General features: G+C 43.0%; 14 protein-coding genes. 7 read left to right on the top strand and 7 right to left on the bottom strand.

Annotated elements, in window-relative coordinates; translation table 11 throughout:
• Nucleotides 1-76: 76 nt before the first annotated feature.
• From G475_RS0114860 to G475_RS25270, 6 genes are all read right to left on the bottom strand, one after another.
• Nucleotides 77-1,468: an Asp-tRNA(Asn)/Glu-tRNA(Gln) amidotransferase GatCAB subunit A gene (locus G475_RS0114860; RefSeq protein WP_026701952.1), complete on the bottom strand. Its 1,392-nt coding sequence runs from the start codon at nt 1,466-1,468 to the stop codon at nt 77-79.
• Nucleotides 1,469-1,636: 168 nt separating this feature from the next.
• Nucleotides 1,637-2,851, bottom strand: coding sequence for a dipeptidase (locus G475_RS0114850; RefSeq protein ID WP_026701951.1), 1,215 nt, complete (start codon nt 2,849-2,851; stop codon nt 1,637-1,639).
• Entirely contained in the window at nt 2,832-4,124 is a 1,293-nt protein-coding gene (locus tag G475_RS0114845; RefSeq protein ID WP_026701950.1) for a Rieske 2Fe-2S domain-containing protein, read from the bottom strand. Before G475_RS0114845 ends, G475_RS0114850 begins: the two co-directional genes overlap by 20 nt.
• Nucleotides 4,125-4,153: 29 nt before the next feature.
• Nucleotides 4,154-4,390 (bottom strand): indolepyruvate ferredoxin oxidoreductase subunit alpha, encoded by a 237-nt coding sequence (locus tag G475_RS0114840; protein WP_026701949.1) that lies wholly within the window; start codon nt 4,388-4,390, stop codon nt 4,154-4,156.
• An 83-nt stretch (nt 4,391-4,473) separates the two neighbouring features.
• Nucleotides 4,474-5,124, bottom strand: a complete 651-nt coding sequence (locus G475_RS0114835) for a GntR family transcriptional regulator (RefSeq protein WP_035711352.1) — start codon at nt 5,122-5,124, stop codon at nt 4,474-4,476.
• Nucleotides 5,125-5,800: 676 nt separating this feature from the next.
• Nucleotides 5,801-6,145, bottom strand: coding sequence for a TIGR04104 family putative zinc finger protein (locus G475_RS25270; RefSeq protein ID WP_051302570.1), 345 nt, complete (start codon nt 6,143-6,145; stop codon nt 5,801-5,803).
• A 150-nt stretch (nt 6,146-6,295) separates the two neighbouring features.
• Here G475_RS25270 and G475_RS0114825 point away from each other — a divergent pair, with 150 nt between their 5' ends.
• The 7 genes from G475_RS0114825 (at nt 6,296) to ppsA (ending at nt 15,875) form a co-directional block, all read left to right on the top strand.
• Complete coding sequence (locus tag G475_RS0114825) at nt 6,296-7,801, top strand: spore germination protein (RefSeq protein WP_084414143.1); 1,506 nt, start codon at nt 6,296-6,298, stop codon at nt 7,799-7,801.
• On the top strand, nt 7,794-8,885 hold the full coding sequence (locus tag G475_RS0114820) for a GerAB/ArcD/ProY family transporter (protein WP_026701946.1): 1,092 nt from the start codon (nt 7,794-7,796) through the stop codon (nt 8,883-8,885). Before G475_RS0114825 ends, G475_RS0114820 begins: the two co-directional genes overlap by 8 nt.
• Nucleotides 8,882-9,985, top strand: coding sequence for a Ger(x)C family spore germination protein (locus tag G475_RS0114815; RefSeq protein WP_026701945.1), 1,104 nt, complete (start codon nt 8,882-8,884; stop codon nt 9,983-9,985). The genes G475_RS0114820 and G475_RS0114815 overlap by 4 nt, the downstream gene beginning before the upstream one ends.
• A gap of 96 nt (nt 9,986-10,081) precedes the next feature.
• Nucleotides 10,082-10,705 carry a TetR/AcrR family transcriptional regulator gene (locus G475_RS0114810; protein WP_026701944.1) on the top strand — a complete coding sequence of 208 codons (624 nt, stop codon included), beginning with the start codon at nt 10,082-10,084 and terminating at the stop codon, nt 10,703-10,705.
• A gap of 14 nt (nt 10,706-10,719) precedes the next feature.
• The gene (locus G475_RS0114805) at nt 10,720-11,619 is read left to right on the top strand and encodes an ABC transporter ATP-binding protein (protein ID WP_026701943.1); all 900 of its coding nucleotides are present in this window, start codon (nt 10,720-10,722) and stop codon (nt 11,617-11,619) included.
• On the top strand, nt 11,619-13,223 hold the full coding sequence (locus tag G475_RS0114800) for an ABC transporter permease (protein WP_026701942.1): 1,605 nt from the start codon (nt 11,619-11,621) through the stop codon (nt 13,221-13,223). The genes G475_RS0114805 and G475_RS0114800 overlap by 1 nt, the downstream gene beginning before the upstream one ends.
• A 24-nt stretch (nt 13,224-13,247) precedes the next feature.
• Complete coding sequence (gene ppsA / locus G475_RS0114795) at nt 13,248-15,875, top strand: phosphoenolpyruvate synthase (RefSeq protein ID WP_026701941.1); 2,628 nt, start codon at nt 13,248-13,250, stop codon at nt 15,873-15,875.
• Between the two features lie 82 nt (nt 15,876-15,957).
• Here the strand turns inward: ppsA and G475_RS0114790 are convergent, their stop codons facing one another.
• Nucleotides 15,958-16,539 (bottom strand): protein-L-isoaspartate(D-aspartate) O-methyltransferase, encoded by a 582-nt coding sequence (locus G475_RS0114790; protein WP_026701940.1) that lies wholly within the window; start codon nt 16,537-16,539, stop codon nt 15,958-15,960.
• Between the last annotated feature and the right edge of the window lie 400 nt (nt 16,540-16,939).

Below are 16,939 nucleotides of genomic sequence, written 5' to 3'. Positions count from 1 at the left end.
CCTTCCTTATTGTTGAGGTCAAGGGCATCAGCCCCCCTTCTTTTAAATCAATGAGCTTCCTCGAAATAATTCTCTTTTAGATTTGTTTATAATGGGAATTTAATTCTAATTCACCGCTATATCCCACTTGCAATTCATAACAATCGCCCATTTGTAATATTTTTTTATCTGAGTAGGGAACACCTATAAATTGTAGACCTACAGGCAGGTGATTTTCCGTAAAACCACACGAAACTGATAATGACGGGAATCCCAGTATGTTTGCTAGTGGAGTTTTTCCTAAGGTGAACATATTGCTGACAGCTTGTTCCGGCGGGACAGTCCCAATTTCAAATGGTTCCTGGATATTGGTCGGACCAATTAAGGCATCCACCTCTTCCATCTGAGCCATCGTTTGATTGATAAATTGATTCCGGGAACGTTGTGCATTAATATATTCTGTTGCTGATACTTCACTGCCAAAATCAAAACGATATCTTAAGTCGTCTCCATACAAATCACCATATTTTTTTAACAATGGTTCGTGATAGGCCTTCACTTCTGATTGAGCGATAATCTTTAAAGCGTTGAGACCCTCATCAAGTAATGGGAGTTTAATGGGGATCAATTCAGCCCCAAGAGCTTCCAATTGATGAAAAGCTGTATCTATAACCTTTTTAACTTCATGTTTAATTCCGTCATACATATAGCTTTCATTGAACCCGATTTTCATACCTTTTAACGTGTGCAATGAATCCTTCTCCCCAAAAGATAATGCAGGTGATTCATTCTTTTTCATAGCATCAAACATTATTGCTGCATCTTTTACCGTTCTAGTCATGGGACCAATATGATCAAGTGACCAGCTGAATGTAAAACACCCTATTCTGCTTATAAGGTCATATGTTGGTTTAAATCCAACAATTCCACACATAGCTGCAGGTAGACGTACGGATCCTGCTGTGTCTGTGCCAACAGCTCCAAAAGCCATTCCAGAAGCAGTCGCAGCAGCAGAGCCGCCGCTGGAACCTCCTGGAATTCTTTTTATATTCCAAGGATTTTTTACATTTCCGAAACACTTGTTTTCTGAGGTTGCACCCATTGCAAATTCATGAAGATTTGCTTTTCCAATGACGATCGCCCCTGCCGCTTTCAACTTCTTTATAGATTCCGCATCTTCATCAGGGATCCAATCACTAAATATTCTTGACCCACCTGTAGTCAGCATTCCTTCAGTCTGCAGGATATCTTTCACCACAATAGGAATCCCATGCATAGGTCCAAGATAATAACCGGATTGAATATCCTGTTCCGCTTTTTCTGCCTCAGCAAGGGCCTTTTCTTCTGCCACGGTAATCAATGCGTTAATTGTTGGATTATAATCTTTTATCCTTTTGAGTGTTGATGCGGTTACTTCAACGGGAGATAGTTCCTTGTTTTTCATCTTCGAACTGACGCATTCTATTGTTTGAAATAAAAGTTCGCTCAATTCTTGACCTCCCTTGTTACATTTTCAAGGGAAAACGAAAACATTGGGGCAGTTATAAACATATAGATATCGTTTTCGTCTAGTTTACTTTTTAAAAATTCCTCTAACTGCATATGATTTACCCCCTTTTGATAAAAATTACTTATTTAACTTAGCATTATATCCCCTTCACTTCTGCAAAATTACCTTTAATGCACGTAATGCATTTTCTCCTGCAGCTTTTTGGATATCAGTTTTTATATAATTATTTTTCACAAGCCATTTGACCATGTTAATCATGGCTTCCGACGGATTTTCCAATCCGTTAACATAGTCACTTTCCTCAAATGATTCTCCTTGATGGGAATCCGATAAACGTAAGCGATTGTCAAATTCTTGTTGGAGAGCTGTATGATCGCCGTAAAATGTGTCTGGACCCAGACCGATATGATCAATCCCTACAAGTTCATAAATATACTCAAAATGTTCCATTACAGATTCTATGGAGTGATCTGGGTGGGTGTGGGTTAATGTTGTGTTGGGCGCTGCACACATACCGATCACCCCGCCTTTTTTTGCGCACGCTTTTAATACTTCATCTGGTTTCATCCGAGGAGTCTGCCACAAAGCCCTTGCACCTGCATGAGTAATAAAGACCGGGTCCTGACTGCATTCAATTACATCCAAGCTTGTTTGATCGTGACAATGAGAAATATCAATCGCCATACCCAAGGTATTCATTCTTTCAATGACACGGCGACCGAAGTTCGTCAATCCACCATCGTTTTTCTCCACTAAACCAGAGCCAAGAGTGTTCGCCTCATTGTAAGTGATTCCCATACATCTAATCCCAAGACCGTATAGAATATCTACCCGGTCCAGCTCATTTTCCAAAATATTTGCGGCTTCTAAAGATGGTAATAAAGCAACCTTTTTTAATTCTTTAGCATTAATTATGTCCTCAAAAGTTGTTGCAATATAAACAGTTCTTTGTTTAGTAATATCTGCATAACGAATACCAAGCATCTCGATTACCTCTGCCCATTTCAAACCGTTTTTCGATGAAGTTATGGTGATGCCATCCATAAAATTTTCAAACATAGCATCAATTCCGGAGTACGAAAGCCCTTCATAATGAAAAAAAGTATGCAGTTGGCTACAATACGGAACAATGTCTTCACGTTTTTCAGGTACAATAAATCCGTGGTCCCGTAACGATATGATTGAGTTCTTTTTAAATAGTTCGTTTACGCTTTGTTCCTGATCTTCGGTTAATGCTAGATCATAAGAAGGAACTCGATTTATTTTGTCTGAGAGGGAAAAAGATTGATAATCTGTTCCGCTGTTTAAATAGTTAAATGATTGATAGCCATCATATTGTTTTTCATTGAGTACTCTGTGCATCTTTTTCTTCCTTTACTTGAAACTGTTCTTTCAATGGAAATACATCCTTCCAATGCTTTGTTTTATTGTCATACCATCCTTCACTGAATAATGTGGCAAGAGATTCATTTTCTAATTCCATTGGTTCAGTGTTATCTTGAAAAGCTTTTACTTCCTTTAATAATAAGCGCCGCATTTGAATAACCGGTTTATCACTTGTTCCCAGTCTTTCAATGGAACGATCCACAATTGGTCCCATCGCTTCTGTAATTGCGTGATCTTGATTGGCAATCCCACGGATACCTGTGAAATTTCCTTCTTTTTGTAATGAGCGATCTTGTTTATAGTTATTGTCCAGATTTTGAACTTTACGCAGGTTTTTATCTACTTCCAACCCTCGACGTTCATGTTGTGCCTTCACATCAATTTCTGAAGAATGTGAAAATTGAACATCCCAACTCCATGTACTGTGATCATCCCGTGGAATAAACGCATGCCACATCCCATCTTCACCGCTGAATCGAGGCGGATACGTATAAAAAGGAAAAATATAATGAATTTCCATAAATGCATTTTCATCTTTTGTTGCGTCTCCGATGGCTACACACCGTTTTCCATAATTGGTATCCTGTATGTGCTGTTTTACAGGTGGATTTTTTACAAGCGGGTGATCCGGATCAATCCCTAAATCCGTACTTAATACTCCTTCAGCTTCTAGTTCCTGATTATCATACGATTGATGTAAAAAGGCTGCATGTACAAAATCAAGATCATTTTCCATCACCTGGGCATAGTTGCATTCCTGCCATACTCGTTCTATCAATTTATTTTTTTTCGGGAGCCCCATCCAATAAAAATCCGGAAAAGGAGGCTGTTTTTCTTCCGGTCCCATATAAGTCCAGATAATGCCGCTCACTTCTTTTGTCGGATAAGCTCTTAATTGAATTGTCTTTCTGAATTTTTCATTTTCTTCTTCGGAAGGAATTTCAGTACACTCTCCTTCCGTGTTAAATTTCCACCCGTGATAACAGCAGCGAAGCCCGCAGCCATCATTGATTCCATAATAAAGAGAGGTACCCCGGTGCGGACAACGCTCATCCACTAATCCAACATTTCCTTCTGTATCTCGAAATGCGACTAAGTTTTCACCTAATAGCTTGAGCCGCACAGGAGATCCATCGGCTTCCAGTTCGTCTGATGTTACGGCCGGGATCCAGTACCTGCGAAATAATTGCCCCATTGGTTTGTCAGCATCAGTCTCTGTAAGTAATTGATTATCTTCTTTGGATAACATAAAAAAATCCCTCCTTTTATATAATCAACCTATTCTTGAAAAAAGAGTCTATTTCTTTCGATAAAGTCCTTCTCATTACCAGGCACTTCATCTTCGTTATAGATGGCTTCTACTGGACAAACTTCTACACATGCTCCACACTCAATACAAACATCAGGGTCGATGTAGTACATATCACTTCCTTCATGAATACAGTCTACGGGACAAACCTCTACACACTCTGCAGATTTTTCGTGTTGACAAGGGGATGTAATAATGAAAGCCACGATCATCCTCTCCTTTTGAAGAAGTTCAATCATATCTTAATAAAGCTCTAAAATACTAAATACCTATGAAATTTTAACTATTATTATTTGAGTTTTTTTACAATGTCATCACAAGTATTTGATAAATGTTTAATTGTTAATTCAATCAAATTTTCAGTTTGTTTGTTTTGTATATAATCAAGCATAAGGTAATGGTCACTCTGAGCTGAATTCAAAGAATACTCAGAATCTGAGGATAAATAGATATGCATATACGGTTCAACAGTCCCCCAAACTTGCGTTAATATCTGATTAAGTTTATGAGAATTTGAATATGAATAAAGATTTAAATGGAATTTTTTATTTAATCGTTCCCAAGCTGTTTTATCTTCTAAATTTTCATCCATCTCCATGACAATTTGTCTCAAAAGATTTATATCTTTTTCTACAATATTTGGTAAAGCCCATTCAATTGCTAAAGGCTCTAACCTTTGTCTAATTTTGAAAATTTCTTCAACTTCTTCTATTGATAACTGACTTATAACAACACTCCTCCTTTCATATCTAACAAACCCTTCAACCTGAAGTTTTTTCAATGATTCTCGTACGGGCATTGTACTAACGCCCATCGTATCAGCTATTTGCCGGATAGTAACTTTCTCACCAGGGCGTAACTCTCCATTAATAATCTTATTTTTTATACGTTTATAAACTTCATCGCTCACAGTCGGAACGTTTAATATTTCACTATCCATATCAGAAAACAACTCCATCTAAATTTTTATGATTTGTGATCACATATAATTTAAAATTAAAAAGTGGTTTAAATGATTTGTGATCACAACTACTTTAAAAAAATATTACTATTTCTACAATCTAAATACAATTGCCTTGTTAAGATATCTTACATCAAAAGTGTTTATTATTTTTCAACAGTATCAAACATCCTTTTTTTACCTTTCAGTCTATTATTTATTTATGTTTTTTACCTTATCAAACAAGTCTGAAAAATGCAACCGCTTTTATATTTTTTTTTAAGACGAACGACCAACTGTAGCCTGTACTACTTCCGGTATGTATAATCAACGAAAACTGCACTTTTCCAACTCCCGATGAGTCCCCCGCTTCAATTCCACAAAGTGCCTAATCACCCCCAATAGGTATAAAAGAAAATAACTACAAAAGTTTGGAATCGTTTCTCCTCCAAAGCAATTCAAGACCAGATGTTCATGAAATAACCACTTTAAGATAGAACATTTACAACAATTCTTCCAAATAATTTATCTCAAACATACGCTTTTAGTTTCCAATTGCCGCTGGAAGGCTGCCCGAAGGTGGAAGGAATATGAGCGTCTGATCCATTTATTCGGTCCGTCTAACTCCGAAGCTTGGAAGACATCCATAGTTTTTCCAGTGGACCTTTTTCTCCTTTCACCTGGAATCTATTTTCAACACCGACATGAAACGGTGCCGTATTTTTATCATATATAACGATATAAACTCCTCCTTATTACTCAGTTTTAATAAAAACGGATAACTGCCGCTGCACAGCAGAAAGGTCCCAATCAGGACACTTAATGATACCAGCGGGGACACATCTACAAACGCTGGAAGAAGGACCGGCATTGGAATAATAAAGGAGATCAGAAAAAATATCTTCCGGCTGCGGCGGTTGGCATATTGTTTTTTCCCGCAATACGGGCAAGGTTTGCCTTGGACAAAGAAAAAAGAGTGTACCCAGGTCCACTTTTCCCCGCAGTTCTGACATGTCGGCAATAAAGGCACCTCTTTCCTCAGAGTGCTTTACATAAATTGTAACATAACTTTTATTCGACAGGTGCCTGTCACGTGTCACTATTTGTCTAAATTTCTCTTTAGTGGGGCATCCTTGCTACTGTATGGATCTTGCAGCAAGGAGGGAGACTGATGAAAAGAAAAAGCATCAATCGTATTACCCGTCGCACGAAAGGATCCAACCAGGGAAACCAGCAGCGTCCAGCAGCTCCTGCAGACAATTCATTATGGTCTCGTACGTTAGCCACGTTTAATGACTGTTCGGATTTAACTCAATCCAGTTTAAACCATAAACATATTCATTTCTTATATTTTGATCATCTGCTTGATAAAGACACCTTAAACCGGGAAGTAATGCAGCCGTTAGAGGAAATACCGGAAGAGGAGCTTTCCTCTTTTCTGCAGAACGAACAATTCGAAGAACTGCAAACCAGTGAAGACATCACAGAAAAAATTGTCCAGGGCTTTATTGCCGTCTTTCTGGAAAAAGACAAAGTATTTGTCACCAACCTTTACGGTCCGCAAACCAGAAGCGTTGAGGAGTCCGAAACGGAGTCTACCATTCTCGGCAATCATGATGCATTTATTGAATCCACATCGGTCAATCTGTCTTTGATCCGGAGACGGTTAAAAACCCCCCGGCTGAAGGTCATCACCTTATATGCCGGAGAAATATCCAGAACGGAAATTACACTCACCTATATTGAAGGCCTGGTCGATAAAGAGTTATTACAAAATGTTAAGGAACGAATTAACGATGTGGAAGTAGATGCTATTCTTGACTCTCCCATGTTCATACAGATGATCGACGATGCTCCTTATTCCTTTTTTCCACAATATTTTGATTCTGAAAGACCGGATGTCGTCATTCGTAATTTATGCAAAGGAAAAATTGCCGGGTTTGCCGCTAACAGTCCGACGGCTTTTCTGGCTCCTTCCAACTTTTTTGATTTTTTTCATTCGCCGGATGATTGGAGTCAGCGCTGGGCCATAAGTTCCGCGACCAGACTGTTAAGAATGCTGGCTTTCTTTATTACACTTACTTTTACGGCTTTTTATGTAGCCGTTACCACATATCATTACGAAATGATCCCGGAAGCATTAATTATCGGCCTGGCGGAGTCGAGAAACAAAGTGCCGTTTACGCCATTAATTGAAGCGTTATTAATGGAAATAACGATTGAACTGCTGCGGGAAGCCGGAGCCAGGCTTCCTACTAAAATTGGGCAGACGATCGGGATCGTTGGCGGTATTGTGATCGGACAATCGGCGGTGCAGGCCGGGCTTGTCAGCAATACGCTTATTATTGCGGTTGCCATTTCAGCCATTGCATCTTTCGTCATGCCGAACTACACGCTGAGCGCCGGTCTGCGGATTGCAAGGTTTGGTCTGATTCTATTAGCCGGAGCCCTGGGGAATTACGGACTCTTACTTGGCATCGTCATTTTACTTATTCATCTGAGCACCTTGAGCAGTTTATCAACGCCATATTTCAATCCTATCGCCCCCCTGCATCCGCGGGAATTGCTGCGAGCCATCTTACGTCCGCCTTACGGAAGCCAAAGCATGCGCCCCACCCAAGCGAGAACGCATAACAAAGACGATATCAAGTCCATAGGAGCGAGAAACAATGAATAATAGAAATGTGGAAAAACTGCATCCGGTGCAGCTTGTGTTTCTGGGGTTTATGCTTCAAACCACCCTGGTTGTGTTCAGTCTTCCGCGCCAGGTGGCAGAGGCGTACGGAACGAATGGCTGGATCATGCTGTTTGTTTATTCCCTTATCGTCACTCTGAATATTTACCTTTTTCAGCTGGTCTACAATAAAGGCAGCGGGGCCTCCGCTTTTTCTATTATGAATGATACATTACCTATGGTCATACGGGCTCCGATTTATATCATCATCGCTGTTTTTTTTACCTTTGATGCTGTCTTTATTTCCAAGCAGTACGTTTATTTGATTCAGCTTGTCACGTTTTCCACCACTCCTGCGATCTATTTATTATGTGCGTTTATGATAGCCGTCCTATTATTTTTGGCTCACCCGGTATATAAGATGGTTCGTATCGCTGGGGTTCTGTTTGGGCTGGCGATGGGTACGCTCGCTGTTACGGTTTTTGTATGGAATGATTTTTCTTTTTCCAGGCTGACCCCGTTTTTATTTAAAGAAGCGGCTGCTTCCTCAGACCTTATGTCAAAAATAGATATATATCTGCCATTTTTAAGCTACGAAATTTGTTTCTTTTTATTTCCCTATGTCACTGCCGGTTCCCATTTATTCCGTTCCTTTTACCTTGGCAATGCCCTAACAACCCTCATCTACGTCTATACCACCATCCTATGTTTTGGATTCTACAGCTTCGAACAAGTAAAACACATACTGTACCCCACCCTCAACGTGTTTAGTTATATCGAATTTCCGTTTTTGATAAGAATAGAAAACCTCGTTCACAGTGTGTTTCTCGTTACTGCACTGGTAACGGTAGTTTTTAATTATTGGGTCAGTACCTCTGCCTTAAAAGAAGTAATTAAAGTGAAGGGAAAATGGGTAATTCCGCTCAGCCTTATAGTCCTCTCCGTGGTGTTGACCATTCCCTACACGACGAGAGCAGAAATGGAAATAGCGTTGCAGTGGGCCGGAAGATCGCGAACCGTGCTGATGTTTTTTCTCCCGCTGCTTATGTTGTTTTTAATTTTTATTAAAAAGAAGGTGAAACGATGAAAAGGTGCTGGATGCTGATGGTCCTTATCATTCTCACAGGTTGCAGTGACCGCCACGTGATTGAGCAGGTCGGGTTTGTGAATACGCTTGGGTTTGATAAAGAGGAAAATTCGGAAGAGGATGAGATTCTTCTTACCGGAGTGGTTCCTCAAATCGCACCGGAGGCTGGAAATGACAGAGAACTGCTCACCACCATTACAAGCAGTGAAGAACAGGGAATACTCGACTTGGGGCGGCAGTCCAACCGGGAAATTGAAAATGGACAGCTGCGAAATATCCTGTTCGGATCAGAATTAGCCGAAGAGGGGATCAAAGAAAATATTATCACCATGAACCGTGATCCAATTTTTGGTACCCGTGCCCAGGTGGTGGTTGTCAATGGGCAGGCCAATCAGCTGTTAAGCCAGCCTTATACCCAGCATCCGGAAGCAAGTCAATATATCGACCGCCTCCTGAAAAAGGAAAGCCGCCTCAAAAATGTCCCCGAAACAAGAATCCATCAATTCACCAGAGATTTGTATGATGACGGGGTAGATCCGGTCACAGCAGTCATCAAACAAGGGAACGATAAAGTCGTGCTGGATGGCATCGGCTTGTTTAAAAATGATCAATATGTAGATAAAGTGGATCCTTCTGAAGCAAGAATTTTCTTTTTTTTAATCGGAAACTCTAGTTCCGGGGCGGTCAATTTAAATTTATCCCAGGAAGAAGAAAACCCGGTGGAAGCATTATTCAATGCAATTCATCACACCTCTTCCATTACAGTAAAAAATCCTTCCGATCCGGAAGCCCTGGAGATAGTCATAGAAATTAAGGTAAAAGGGGCACTGTTGGAATACGACGGCTCGTTAGATCTAGGGGATAATAAAGACCTGAATAAATTGAAATCACAGCTGGGAGCCAGCATTGAAAGACGGTGCGAAAATTTGGTGAAGCTTTTGCAGGATAACGAGGTGGACAGCGCAGGGCTTGGCAAATCGGTGCGGAACCGCCTGAGTTATAATGAATGGAAAAAATTGAACTGGCAGGAGACTTATCCGGATGTTCCCATTACCATTAAAGTGGATACGAAAATAAATAATACTGGTGTTTTCACCTAGAAAAGAAGAGGAATTTTTATATTGACCAGTATGGTCGAATGAGTATATAATGTATTCGACCAGATTGGTCTAATTTTATAAAGGAGCCGCAGAACAGTGACAGAGTTATTTGAAAACCTTGAGCCTAAAAAGAAAGAACGTATTCTAAACGCTGCATTGGAAGAGTTTGCAGAGAATGGGTATAAGAGGGCTTCGACAAATAAGATTGTAAGACAGGCCGGGATCGGAAAAGGGATGTTGTTTTATTATTTTCAAAACAAACAGGAGCTGTATCACTATTTACTCCAATACGCCATGGACATCATTATGGAGGAATATTTCCAGCGTATCGATCTCTCAGAAACAGACTTTGTGGAACGTTTAAAACAGGCAGCACAGGTAAAAATGCAGTGTTTTTCGAGACATCCCCATATTTTTAATTTTATGGGAACGTTTCTGCTGGCTTCTGAGGAACAACTGCCTGAAAACCTTCAGACCCGTTTTGAGACCCTGCAGCGGGAAGGAAATGCCAGGATATATGACAATATTGACCGCACCCTGTTCCGGGACGATATAGACGTAGAAAAAGCCTACCACCTTATCCAATGGGCGATCGAGGGCTATCAGAACCATCTTAAAAACAAATTGAAAGGAGAAAAAATGACTTCAATTGACATGTCCTATTACTGGGATGAGTTTTATGAGTATCTCGATGTGTTAAAAAAGACATTTTATGAGTAAAAGGAGGAGCGCAAATGACGGTCTTGCAAACGAAGCAGTTAACAAAAAAATTCGGCTCGTTTACTGCGCTGGACGGGGTCGATATTCAGGTCAATCAAGGGGAAGTGTACGGTTTTATCGGGCCGAACGGAGCCGGAAAATCCACAACGATACGCATTCTGCTCGGTATGATGAAAGCAACACAGGGAGAGGCAGAAATATTTGGAAAAGACGCCTGGCGTAAAGCAGTTGATATTCACCGCGATATCGCATACGTACCCGGAGATCTGAATCTTTGGCCGAATCTTACAGGCGGGGAAGTCATTGACCTGTTTGGAAAACTGCGGGGAAACATGAATCAGGAGAAACGAGAAAAACTCCTCCGTAGATTTGACCTTGATCCCGAGAAAAAATGCCGGACGTACTCGAAAGGCAACCGTCAGAAAGTGGCCCTTGTCTCTGCCTTTGCAACAGACGCAGATTTATACATTCTCGACGAACCAACGTCAGGGCTCGATCCTTTAATGGAGTGCATCTTTCAGGAAAGCGTGTTGGAAGCAAAACAGGAAGGAAAAAGTATCCTCCTGTCGAGTCACATTTTATCGGAAGTCGAACAGCTCTGTGACAGAGTTGGTATCATCCGGGATGGAAAAATGATTGAAACGGGAACGTTACAAGAACTCCGCCACTTAACAAGAACATCTATCTACCTGGAAACCAAACAGCCTGTGCCGGCACTGGCAGAACAGGGAGGAGTCCATAACCTCGAAATCAAAGAAGACGGGGTTTCTTTTCAGATAGACACCGAATATATGGATTCCCTTTTCCAATATGTAAGCGGTTTTGGCATTGTTAAACTGGAAAGTGCGCCGCCAACCCTGGAAGACTTGTTCATGAGGCATTACGAAGGAACCTCGGAAGGAGGCCCGTCCTGATGGCAGAGAAACGTTTTAATAATACTTTACCGCTGCTTGGGATGATATGCCGGCAGGAGCGCCTTCAGCTTCCGCTTTGGCTGGCAGGACTGGCAGGCTTTACACTTATTGTTGCTATCTCCTTTACTAATTTATACACCAACGAACGTGAGCTTCAGGAAATTGCCCAATCTATGATTAACCCGGCAGTCACCGCACTCGTGGGACCCGGATATGGTATAGATAATTATACGTACGGGGCCATGATGGCACACCAAATGCTGGGCATGACGGCCCTTATTACCGGCATTATGAATATACTTCTTATTACCCGCCACACGAGGGCGAATGAAGAAGACGGACGTCTGGAAATGATCCGTTCCCTTCCGACCGGCCGTTTGTCCAATATAGGTGCGGCGATGCTGACAGCGGTTATCATAAACCTTTTGTTGGCGGTCGTTATTGGATTCGGATTGTATACCCTGCAAATAGAAAGCATGGAATGGGAAGGGTCCCTGCTCTACGGTGCCGCGCTTGGAGCAATCGGACTGTTCTTTGCCGCTGTTACCGGATTATTAGCACAACTTTCGGAAAGCGCCCGCGGAGTCACCGGCTTTTCCATAGGCATCCTGCTTCTGGCTTATGCCGTGCGCGCCATCGGAGACGTCAGTAATGAAACTCTTTCCTGGCTCTCCCCATTTGGATGGGTGCTTGGAACCGAAGCCTACGTGAACAATTACTGGTGGCCGATCGCTGTCACACTTGGAACAGCTGTTATCGTTACCGTATTCGCCTTTTATTTAAACGCTATCCGTGATCTGGAAGCTGGTTTTGTTCCATCAAAACCCGGGAGGAAACATGCCTCTTTTCTTCTCCACCACCCCTTTGGTCTTGCTTTCCGGCTTCAGCGCACGGGAATCATCGCCTGGGGCGCTGCCATGCTGATGTTTGGCGCCATGTACGGTTCTGTGCTTGGCGAAACAGAATCTTTCTTTGAAGAAATCGACATGCTGCAGGAATTTATCCAGCCGGAAGCGGGATATTCGATCACAGAACAGTTTTTAACGATGCTGATGGCAGTGATGGCCATGGCTTCGACAATACCGGGGGTAATGGCGATGATGCGGCTGAAGGCAGAAGAAAAGAAAGAACGCAGCGAAAACCTGCTGAGCCTTGCTGTCTCCCGGAATAAATTAATGGGAAGTTATGCGCTGTTAGCTCTGCTTCATGGATTTATCATGCTTTCTCTAGCAGGCCTTGGGATGGGGCTGGCCGGCAATGCTGTGATGGAGGAGAGCCTGAGCGTTTGGGGGTTTTATGAAGCGGCGGTTGTCTATCTCCCGGCCATGTGGATTATGATCGGAATGGCGTTATTTTTCATCGGACTCTCCCCGGCCTTTGCCGGAGTAACCTGGGCATACCTGCTTTATTCCTTTATTGTCGTTTACCTGGGCGGGTTATTCCAATTTCCCGACTGGGTGACAAATTTGACGCCGTTCGGCCATATTCCTCAGCTGCCGGTGGAAGATTTTAAACTGGCTGCCGCCGCTGGTCTTACAGGTATCGCCATCATTCTCGCAGCGGCGGGATTCATCAGTTATAACCGCCGGGATATAGAAGGATAACCCAAAGGAAAAAGGAGGCCCATGATGCACTCATTTGTTAAAGATTTAAAAGAGCTTGCGAGTACAGATGTTTCAGCCGTTGGAGGAAAAGGCTTCAACCTTGGGAAATTGGCAGAAATAGAGGACATACGGGTGCCTGACGGCTTTTGTGTTACCACGGCTGCCTACAGAGCGATGCTCAACGATTCCGCGGAAATACAGAAAAAAATAGAAGAACTCTCCTGGTTATCATTAAGCGAAAAAGAAGCCATTAAGAGTGTCTCGAAAAGCATCCGGGAGTTAATCGAGGAAGGTCGTATACCTGCGGAAGTGAACCAAAGGATTCTCGGGCAGTTGTCCCGGTTTTCGAATGGGCAGGCTTTTGCTGTACGTTCGAGTGCCACAGCCGAGGACCTTCCAACAGCCTCCTTCGCCGGGCAGCAGGACTCTTTTTTAAATATCGTGGAAGAAACGTCGATTTTATCCCACATAAAAAAATGCTGGGCCTCTCTTTTTACTGAGCGGGCTGTCATGTACCGACTCCAGAATGGATTTGAACATCAAAACGTTTATTTATCCGTGATTGTCCAGCAGATGATTGTCCCGGAAGCCTCGGGAATTATGTTTACCGCAGATCCGGTCTCCTCGAACCGCCATATTATTTCCATTGATGCCGGTTTTGGACTCGGGGAACCCATCGTTTCTGGAACAGCAGCCGCCGATAACTATAAGGTGAAAGAGAACAGCATTATAGAAAAAAACATTGCTTCCAAAAAAACAGCCGTGTACAGCCTCGAAGGTGGGGGAACGGAACAACGAACCCTAAAAGTCGGACTCCAGGATCAACAAGTCCTGCGCGATTCCCATATTTTAAAACTGGAACAGCTTGGGCGTAAAATAGAAGAACGTTTTTCTTCTCCCCAGGATATAGAATGGTGCCTCGTGGAGGAAACCATTTATGTTGTTCAGAGCCGTCCAATCACTACCCTGTATCCGCTCCCTGATCATGCAGACGACAACAACCGTGTGTATATGTCGATGGGACATCAGCAAATGATGACCGAACCGATCAAACCGCTCGGAATATCTTTTTTTCAGTTTCTTTCGAGGGGATTTCCACTTTTCGAAGCAGGCGGCAGATTATTCGTGGAATTGACCCATGACCTTGCTTCTCCGCTCGGACGGAAAATTTTGATGAGTACGATGGGACGGAACGATCCGCTGATGAAAAACGCACTTGCCCGCTTGATAAAACGAAAGGATTTTATCAAAGCGCTCCCGCACGGCAAAAAAATTTTCAGCTTTAAAACAGACGGCCTGTCCCCAAACCTTTTGTACCAAACATGGAAACAGTATAGAGAAAATGACGTCTCCGTGGTGCCGCAGCTGATAGCCTCCTATGAGCGCTCCCTTCAGAAGCTTAAACATGACATCCAGCACAAATCCGGGGAGGAGGTGTTTACCTTTATCCTGGAGGATCACAAACAGCTGAAAGCAGATTTATATAAGGCCAAAAGCATGGGCACGCTGACGGCCGGCTTATTTGCTGGAAGATGGCTTAATGAAAAAATGAAAAAATGGCTTGGCGAAAAAAATGCAGCCGATACCCTGGCCCAATCGGTCCCTTATAACATCACCTCCGAAATGGGGCTTGATTTACTGGAAGTAGCCGACACAGCCCGTCGTTACCCGGAAGTCATCACGTATCTCTCTCAACCGAGTGAGGAAGAATTTTTTAAAAAGCTTACTGCAGTACATGGAGGCGAAGCTGTGGCTGAGACAATCCAGAGTTACCTCGACAAATACGGGATGCGCTGTTCCGGCGAAATTGATATAACAACAACCCGCTGGAGCGAAAATCCTGCAGCTCTTGCTCCCATGATTCTCAGCAACATCAAAAACTTTGAACCAAACGCGAAAGAGTATAAATGGCAAAAGGGGCTGGAAGAAGCGAAAGCAAAAGAGAAAGAATTGCTCTCCCGGGTAAGGGCCCTTCGGGGCGGTAAACGGAAAGCCAAAAAGACAGAAAAAGCAATCCGCGTTCTTCGGAATTTTTCCGGATACCGGGAATACCCGAAATATGCTTTTGTCAGCCGCTATTTTCATTATAAAAAAGCATTGCTGAAGGAAGCGGCAGTTCTCGTCGAAAAAGGAGTCATTCAAAGAAAGGAAGACGTCTATTTTTTATCGTTTGAAGAGTTCCGCAACACTGTTCAAATTGGGGAGGTGGATTACCAAACCATCGTCCATAGACAGGAAAAGTATCACACCTATGAAAAATTAAGGCCTCCGCGTCTCATGACATCGGAGGGAGAAATTTTATTTGGAGAATACAAAAAAACCGCTTCCCTGCCTCCGGGAGCTATCCCGGGGCTTCCTGTTTCCTCCGGGGTAATCGAAGGCAGGGCACGGGTTATCATGAACATGGAAGACGCCGATATAGAAGAAGGAGATATCCTCGTCACCCCTTTCACCGATCCAAGCTGGACACCGTTGTTTGTTTCTATCGGCGGACTAGTAACCGAAGTAGGCGGTGTTATGACACACGGCTCCGTCATCGCACGTGAATACGGGCTACCGGCAGTAGTCAGCGTGGAAAACGCTACTTCTCATATAAAAGACGGACAACAAATACGGGTTCATGGAACCGAAGGATACGTCGAAATTCTATAAAGTAAAGTTTTAATCAGGCAGCGTCATATGGCCGCCCCTTTTCGACCCGCCTCCTGCAGACCCGGAACCGATGATTTCTGTATCAGACCGTGTCCTCTATCAGCTGTACAAACATGACACGTTCCAGAAAGCTGGAGGTGACCTCTCCCAGTTGATCTTTTTCAATCAGACGCAGCTCTTGATCCAGAGAATCGCCGACAGGAATGACCATTTTACCGCCAGGTTTAAGTTGTTCGAGAAGGGTCTCATTCACCTTCGGCGCCGCCGCTGTCACCATTATCCGGTCATACGGGGAGTGGGCTTTCCAGCCAAGACTTCCATCTCCTAACTTGAAATAAATATTCGTAAAGCCAGCCTCTGTCAGTTTTTCTTTGGCCCGGTGATGCAGAGGCTCAATCCGCTCGACCGTATAAACGGAATCAGAAGAGGAAGCAAGAAGATCTGTCTGAAATCCTGAACCTGTCCCGATTTCAAGCACTCTGGATTCCGGCTGCACATCCAGGGCAAGCGTCATCGCAAGTACAAGAGAGGGCTGGGAAATAGTCTGGCCATGGCCGATCGATACCGCCTGATCAAACCTGGCCAGGCGCTTGTCTTTGTCCATGTAAAAACTGCGGTCCATTCGTGTAAAATACTCGCGGATGTCAGAATCCTGCCTGCTCAACGAACATCCTCCTTTTTTGGTCTTTTTACATTTCCATTACCGTGTCTGCTTCCGTTGAAACCAACGTTTAAAGACAGATACCTAAGAAAAATGTCTATTAATTTAAAGGAGCAGCCATTTCCCTTCCTTTTTTTAATTCAAATAGTCAAACTTTCCTGGAGCTCCCTCCAAAATCTCCATTAAACACTAATCCCGCCGTTACTGTGGAAGCAAAGGAGTTGATACCATTCTTTTCGTCACAATTGCCGTCCTCCGCTTTTATTGTAATATTTAGCCAACGTTTAATCATCTCTTTTGGCTGCTCGAATGCAGAAAGTGACGCTTAGCCTTGTTGTAAGCGTCACTTTTACTATCTCTTCCTGAAAATGTGAACATGACTTTTCTGCTGAACCCGCCTTCG

This window comes from Salibacterium aidingense DSM 18341 (assembly GCF_000429685.1).
Lineage (GTDB): Bacteria > Bacillota > Bacilli > Bacillales > Marinococcaceae > Salibacterium > Salibacterium aidingense.
The sequence above is the reverse complement of the archived record's forward strand: the minus strand, read 5'-3'. Positions and strand labels throughout refer to the sequence as shown.

Excerpts from the sequence above, each read along its gene's own strand:
- G475_RS0114850 (WP_026701951.1), bottom strand. The coding sequence starts at position 2,851 with ATGCACAGAGTACTCAATGAAAAACAATATGATGGCTATCAATCATTT.
- G475_RS0114845 (WP_026701950.1), bottom strand. The coding sequence starts at position 4,124 with ATGTTATCCAAAGAAGATAATCAATTACTTACAGAGACTGATGCTGAC.
- G475_RS0114835 (WP_035711352.1), bottom strand. The coding sequence starts at position 5,124 with ATGGATAGTGAAATATTAAACGTTCCGACTGTGAGCGATGAAGTTTAT.
- G475_RS0114825 (WP_084414143.1), top strand. The coding sequence starts at position 6,296 with ATGAAAAGAAAAAGCATCAATCGTATTACCCGTCGCACGAAAGGATCC.
- G475_RS0114820 (WP_026701946.1), top strand. The coding sequence starts at position 7,794 with ATGAATAATAGAAATGTGGAAAAACTGCATCCGGTGCAGCTTGTGTTT.
- G475_RS0114815 (WP_026701945.1), top strand. The coding sequence starts at position 8,882 with ATGAAAAGGTGCTGGATGCTGATGGTCCTTATCATTCTCACAGGTTGC.
- G475_RS0114805 (WP_026701943.1), top strand. The coding sequence starts at position 10,720 with ATGACGGTCTTGCAAACGAAGCAGTTAACAAAAAAATTCGGCTCGTTT.
- G475_RS0114800 (WP_026701942.1), top strand. The coding sequence starts at position 11,619 with ATGGCAGAGAAACGTTTTAATAATACTTTACCGCTGCTTGGGATGATA.
- ppsA (WP_026701941.1), top strand. The coding sequence starts at position 13,248 with ATGCACTCATTTGTTAAAGATTTAAAAGAGCTTGCGAGTACAGATGTT.